The organism is Vibrio sp. RE88 (assembly GCF_013113835.1).
Taxonomy (GTDB): domain Bacteria; phylum Pseudomonadota; class Gammaproteobacteria; order Enterobacterales; family Vibrionaceae; genus Vibrio.
In genome coordinates, this window is the sequence record NZ_VTYQ01000016.1 from 72987 (window position 1) to 79749 (window position 6763).

Consider the following 6763-nt stretch of genomic DNA (forward strand, 5'->3'; position numbering starts at 1 on the left):
GCCTTTGTTATGTTAAGCAACGCGCCTATGGGCGTTCAAATACAGTCGCAATGCCCTGACCCAGACCGATACACATGGTCGCTAAACCATACTTGGCGTCTTTTGACTCCATCAAGTTGATCAGTGTGGTTGAGATGCGTGAACCAGAACAACCTAATGGGTGACCTAGTGCAATGGCACCGCCATTGAGGTTAACCTTCTCATCCATCACATCTAGCAGACCTAGATCTTTCGCACATGGTAGCGATTGTGCTGCAAAAGCTTCGTTAAGCTCAACCACATCCATATCTTCAATTGACAGGCCTGCGCGTTTTAGAGCTTTTTGCGTTGCAGGTACTGGGCCATAGCCCATGATAGAAGGATCGCAGCCCGCAATCGCCATCCCTTTGATACGAGCTCGAATTGTAAGTCCGAGTTCATTGGCTTTGTCTTCGCTCATGATCAGCATTGCAGACGCACCATCTGAAAGTGCGGATGACGTACCTGCTGTGACTGTACCATTCGCAGGGTCAAATACAGGACGAAGCTGAGAAAGCCCTTCTACCGATGTTTCTGGACGAATCACCTCATCGTGGTCTAGCGTGAACAAGGTTCCGTCTGCAGCGTGACCTTCTGTTGGCAAGATTTCGCTTTTAAAACGACCCTCAACCGTAGCAGCGTGAGCGCGAGCATGAGAGCGTGCCGCGAATTCGTCTTGCTGCTCACGACTAATGCTGTGCAGCTTACCTAGCATCTCGGCTGTCAGACCCATCATGCCGGCTGCTTTCGCGACGTTTTTAGACATACCAGGATGGAAGTCGACACCGTGATTCATCGGTACGTGGCCCATGTGCTCAACACCGCCAATCAGGCAGATTTCTGCATCACCTGTCATGATAGCGCGAGTCCCGTCATGCAATGCTTGCATGGAAGAACCACATAGGCGGTTGACGGTCACTGCACCAATCTCAATCGGTAGTCCCGCTAGCAAGGCGGCATTGCGGGCGACGTTGAAGCCTTGTTCTAGTGTCTGCTGAACACAGCCCCAGTAGATGTCTTCAATTTCGCTCGGATTAACCTGAGGATTACGAGCCAGAATGCCTTTCATCAAATGGGCTGATAAATCTTCAGCTCGTGTGTGTCGGAAAGCGCCACCTTTAGAGCGCCCCATTGGTGTACGCAGACAATCTACGACAACGACGTTTCTTGTTTGTAAAGCCATGTGGGAATCTCCTTAGATAGAACCGTGTTGCTGAGTGCCATAGAAGGTTTCGCCTTTGGCAGCCATATCAATCAGCATTTGTGGAACCTGATACATAGCACCAAGATCTTGGTGCTGCTCTGCCATCGCAACAAATTCAGCGATGCCCACACTATCTAGGTAGCGGAACACACCGCCACGGAATGGAGGGAAGCCCAGACCGTATACCAATGCCATGTCAGCTTCCTGTGGAGAAGCAATAATGCCTTCCTGCAAACACAGCACGACTTCGTTGATCATTGGAATCATCATGCGTTGAATGATGGTCTGATCGTCGAATTCTTGAGCTTGACTGCATACCTCAGACAAAATCGGTAAAATCTCGTCACTAAAGGCCTTTTTCGGTTTACCACGTTTGTCTACGCTGTAGCTGTAGAAACCGCTGCCATTCTTCTGGCCGTATTTGTTGGCGTCGAACAGAGCATCAATCGCATCGCGAGATGACTTACCCATACGCTCAGGGAAACCTTGCGCCATGACTTCCTGTGCGTGGTGTGCGGTATCAATACCGACCACATCCAGTAAGTAAGCAGGGCCCATTGGCCAGCCAAACTGGCGCTCCATGATTTTGTCGACTTTAGTAAAGTCCGCGCCATCACGAAGTAGCATGCTGAAACCGCCAAAGTACGGGAAGAGTACGCGGTTAACGAAGAAGCCTGGGCAGTCATTGACCACGATTGGCGATTTACCCATCTTAGCGGCGTAAGCAACAACGCGATTGATGGTTTCATCAGAGGTGTGCTCACCTCGGATGATCTCAACGAGAGGCATACGATGCACAGGATTGAAGAAGTGCATACCACAGAAATTTTCTGGGCGCTGCAGTGACTTGGCCAGCAAGTTAATTGGGATCGTTGAAGTATTGGAAGTGATAACAGTATCTTCGCTGACCTGTTGTTCTACTTCACTCAATACTGCGGCTTTTACTTTCGGGTTTTCTACTACTGCTTCAACAATCACATCCGAATTTTCAATCCCCGCGTAATGCAGGCTAGGAGTAATTGATGCCAGAATACCTGCCATCTTAAATCCATCGATACGGCCGCGTGACAAGCGCTTATTAAGCAGCTTGGATGCCTCTGTCATACCGAGGTCTAAAGATGCCTGAGCGATGTCTTTCATCATAACCGGCACGCCTTTCAGGGCTGACTGGTAAGCAATACCGCCACCCATAATGCCCGCGCCGAGCACGGCTGCGCGTGCAGTCTGTTTGTTGGCGTGTTTTGCCGCTTTCTTGGCAATACCCTTGATGTACTGGTCGTTAAGGAAAAGGCCAACCAATGCTTTCGCTTCTTCGGACTTAGCCAGTTTGATGAAGTACTTACGCTCAATATCTAGGGCTTCGTTACGTGCAAAACGTGAACCTTCTTCAATGGCGATGACCGCTTTCATTGGTGCAGGGTAGTGTGGGCCTGCTTTTTGTGCCACTAGGCCTTTCGCCATCGTGAAGCTCATCATCGCTTCTAACTTACTCAGGGTAAGTGCAGAGGTTTTTTGTTTACGGCGCTGCTGCCAATCAAGCTTCTCATTAATCGCTTGTGTAAGTGTTGCTAGCGCGGATTCATACAGTGATTCACTGTCGACAACAGCGTCTAGTAGACCAATTTTTAGTGCTTCGTCTGCGCGGCAAGCTTTACCTTGTGTGATGATTTCCATTGCACTGTCAGCACCAATGACGCGAGGTAGGCGTACACAGCCGCCAAAGCCAGGCATGATACCGAGTTTAGTTTCTGGTAGGCCAATGCTGGTGGTTTTGTCACCAATGCGCATGTCAGTAGCAAGTACACACTCACATCCGCCGCCAAGAGTATGACCTTTCAGCACAGAAATGGTTGGTACAGGCAAATCTTCAAGCTTATTGAAGATGCTGTTAGCAAATTGCAGCCACTTATCGAGTTCGGCTTCTTCTTTGGCAAATAGACCTAAGAATTCGGTGATGTCTGCGCCGACAATGAAAGCACCTTTATCTGAAGTCAGTAATAGACCTTTTAGACCCTGATGTGCATTCAGTGCATCGAGAGCTTTATCGAGTGATTCCAGTGTGGCTAGATCGAGCTTGTTGACAGAATTTGGTGAGCAGAAACTTAGCTCAGCGATACCGTCGTGTAATTCCTTTACCTGTAGGGTTTCGGCTTGGTAAATCATTATCTATCTCCATGACATACAATCTTGGGATTGCGCGTATACCGGCCTCAAGCACACGGCTTGTGGGCCAGCATATAGAAATGTCGCTTTATTTTTATTCTGGTTAGACCAGTTATTTTAGTGTGGACTCAGCCAGAATTAAATTCAATACATTTTTTAAACAAGTGTTTAACATTGTGCGCTGTGGCCGATCTTTTAAGGGCTCTTATTAGGCGAGCATGATAAACTGACATGATAGTAAAAAGTGACCCTATAATATGAACGACCAGCCTTATCTTATCCCTGCTCAACTTGCTCTATTTGAAGAAGAAATTAAGAAAAGTGTATTTATTACTCAGCTAGCGCATACCCCTTCGATAGAGGCCGCCAAGGCGTTTGTCGAGCAGGTAAAAGCTCAGCATTCAGATGCGAGGCATAACTGCTGGGGATTCGTAGCAGGCCGACCGGAAGACTCTATGAAATGGGGATTCAGTGACGATGGTGAACCTTCAGGGACGGCAGGCAAACCCATCTTAGCTCAACTGTCTGGGTCTGGAGTGGGTGAGATTACTGCAGTGGTGACCCGATACTCTGGGGGAATCAAACTTGGTACGGGTGGTTTAGTAAAAGCGTATGGCGGCGGTGTCCAACAGGCGCTCAAGTCGCTTCAAACAATTGAGAAAAAAATAACCACAAAGCTATTACTGGAGTTAGACTATGGCTTTATTGCTATTGTTCAGGCCTTACTGCCGCAATTTAGCGCGCAAGAAGTGGAGACTGACTATAGTGAACAAGTAAAGATGGTCGTGGAAATTGAGCTTCGCTATGTGAGTGACTTTACCCAAACCATAATCAATAAAAGTGGTGCCAAAGCCTTGGTGACCCCTTTAGACGGAAAATAAAGATAATCAGGAAGTCGGAAGCTCAGCTTCAGTAATCATCAATTCATGCAGTTTCGTTCAATTATTCGGATTGTCGGGCTATTGCTCGCCCTTTTTAGTGTCTCAATGCTAGCCCCAGCGCTGGTCGCGTTAATTTATCGTGACGGTGCGGGTGTGCCATTTGTCACGACTTTCTTTGTCCTGTTTATCTGTGGTGCCATTTGCTGGTGGCCCAATCGTCGCCACAAGCATGAACTTAAAGCACGCGATGGTTTCCTGATCGTAGTTCTGTTCTGGACGGTAATTGGCAGCGCCGGTTCGATCCCGTTTTTACTCTCTGATAACCCGAATGTGTCGGTGACCGATGCTTTTTTTGAATCGTTCTCTGCTCTGACGACTACGGGGGCTACCGTCATTGTTGGCCTCGATGAGTTGCCTAAAGCCTTGCTCTTCTATCGGCAGTTTCTACAATGGTTTGGTGGGATGGGGATCATCGTACTTGCTGTGGCAATCCTGCCTGTATTAGGTATCGGTGGCATGCAGCTTTACCGCGCGGAGATTCCTGGGCCAGTTAAAGACAGTAAAATGACACCGCGAATTGCTGAAACGGCGAAAGCGCTGTGGTACATCTATCTGAGTTTAACGATCGCGTGTGCCTTGGCATTCTGGTTAGCGGGCATGACGCCGTTTGACGCCATTGGTCATAGCTTTTCGACCATCGCGATTGGCGGCTTCTCAACTCATGATGCTAGCATGGGCTACTTTGATAGCTACGCGATTAACATGATTACCGTGGTGTTCTTGCTCATCTCGGCCTGTAACTATTCTTTGCACTTTGCTGCGTTTGCATCCGGTGGGGTTCATCCTAAATACTATTGGAAAGACCCTGAATTTCGCGCCTTTATCTTTATACAAGCACTACTCTTTATCGTGTGCTTCCTTATCTTGCTGAATCACCATTCCTACGATTCCGTTTATGATGCGTTCGATCAGGCGCTGTTCCAGACAGTGTCTATCTCAACCACAGCCGGTTTTACAACAACTGGCTTTTCAGAATGGCCTCTATTTCTACCTGTATTGTTATTGTTTTCTTCCTTTATTGGTGGTTGTGCTGGTTCAACGGGTGGCGGTATGAAAGTCATACGTATCTTGTTGCTCACCCTGCAAGGGGCGCGTGAGTTAAAGCGTTTGGTGCACCCGAGAGCCGTCTATACCATCAAAGTTGGCGGTACTGCCCTGTCTCAACGTGTGGTCGATGCGGTATGGGGGTTCTTCTCCGCCTACGCGCTGGTTTTTGTAGTATGTATGCTGGGTCTGATTGCAACAGGGATGGATGAGCTCAGCGCTTTCTCTGCTGTGGCAGCAACACTCAACAACCTCGGCCCAGGTCTAGGAGAGGTAGCGTTGCATTTCGGCGACGTGAACGACAAGGCCAAATGGGTACTGATTGTCTCTATGCTATTTGGGCGCCTTGAGATCTTCACCTTATTGATTCTACTAACTCCGACTTTTTGGCGCAGCTAAGGAGCTTTCGTGACTAAAGCACTATTTCTCTATTCTTCTCGCGAAGGACAGACAAAAAAGATTCTTCGATATATTGAGCAAGAGCTTTCACATCTGACTGTGGAAACACTCGATTTGCATAGCGCAGAGCACATCGACTTCGAGCAATACGATAAAGTGTTGATCGGTGCTTCAATACGGTACGGGCACTTAAACAAGCGTTTATATCAATTTATTGAGCGACACAAAGAGAAACTGCAGTCCGGTAAGGTCGGTTTTTTCTGCGTGAATTTAACCGCCAGAAAAGAAGACCAAGGTAAAGATACGCCGGAAGGCAGTGCTTACATTCGCAAGTTCTTAGTCAAATCTCCTTGGAAGCCGGAACTGATTGGTGTGTTTGCTGGTGCGCTTTATTACCCTCGCTATAACTGGTTCGATAAAATCATGATTAAATTCATCATGAGTATGACTGGCGGCGAGACCGACACCAGTAAAGAAGTCGAATATACCAACTGGAAAAAAGTCGCCTTATTTGCCCAAAAGTTTAGCAATTTGTGAAAATAAGGTTGGAATTCGGCCGTTTGGGCTTAAAGATTAACCGAAAGGCAAAAAAACGTAAAAAAATGCATAAAAGGGGTTGCCAAGATTATTTCGATCTCTATAATGCCTCCTCGCTGACACGGGAACGCTTCGAAGCTTATGTTTCGAAACAATAAAACTCAGTTAGCAAGGTCAATTAGCCAAGCGGAAACGCTTGAAAATAAGTTTGAAAAAAGTGGTTGACACTAAACTTTATCTCGCTAAAATGGCCGTCCGTTTTGAGCAAGGCTTAAAACGAAAGCTCTTTAACAATATAAACCTATCAATCTGTGTGGGCACTCGTTGATGATAATCCAATTAGAAGCTTCGGCTTCAAATTAGGTTTCAATGAAACGAAGTGACCATTGAATCTTCGGATTCAGCACAGTCAATTCAAACATTACTTTATGTAATGTTCAGTATTCATTGAGCCGAC

The 6763-nt window shown here is 47.2% G+C and carries 5 protein-coding genes; 3 read left to right on the top strand and 2 right to left on the bottom strand.

Annotated elements, in window-relative coordinates; genetic code table 11:
- Positions 1-25: 25 nt before the first annotated feature.
- Together fadA and fadB are read right to left on the bottom strand one after the other, a co-directional pair.
- Entirely contained in the window at positions 26-1201 is a 1176-nt protein-coding gene (fadA, locus tag F0265_RS23410; protein ID WP_171750517.1) for an acetyl-CoA C-acyltransferase FadA, read from the bottom strand.
- Between the two features lie 12 nt (positions 1202-1213).
- A complete protein-coding gene (gene fadB / locus F0265_RS23415) occupies positions 1214-3385 on the bottom strand; it encodes a fatty acid oxidation complex subunit alpha FadB (protein ID WP_171750518.1) in 2172 nt (723 codons plus the stop codon).
- A gap of 257 nt (positions 3386-3642) precedes the next feature.
- Between fadB and F0265_RS23420 the strand changes: the two genes are divergently transcribed.
- Genes F0265_RS23420 through hemG form a run of 3 tightly spaced genes read left to right on the top strand, consistent with a single transcriptional unit; the run spans position 3643 to position 6306 of the window.
- Positions 3643-4266: a YigZ family protein gene (locus F0265_RS23420; RefSeq protein ID WP_019273960.1), complete on the top strand. Its 624-nt coding sequence runs from the start codon at positions 3643-3645 to the stop codon at positions 4264-4266.
- A 45-nt stretch (positions 4267-4311) separates the two neighbouring features.
- A complete protein-coding gene (locus F0265_RS23425) occupies positions 4312-5769 on the top strand; it encodes a TrkH family potassium uptake protein (protein WP_038514275.1) in 1458 nt (485 codons plus the stop codon).
- 9 nt (positions 5770-5778) lie between these two features.
- Complete coding sequence (hemG, locus tag F0265_RS23430; protein ID WP_171750519.1) at positions 5779-6306, top strand: menaquinone-dependent protoporphyrinogen IX dehydrogenase; 528 nt, start codon at positions 5779-5781, stop codon at positions 6304-6306.
- Positions 6307-6763 lie beyond the last annotated feature (457 nt).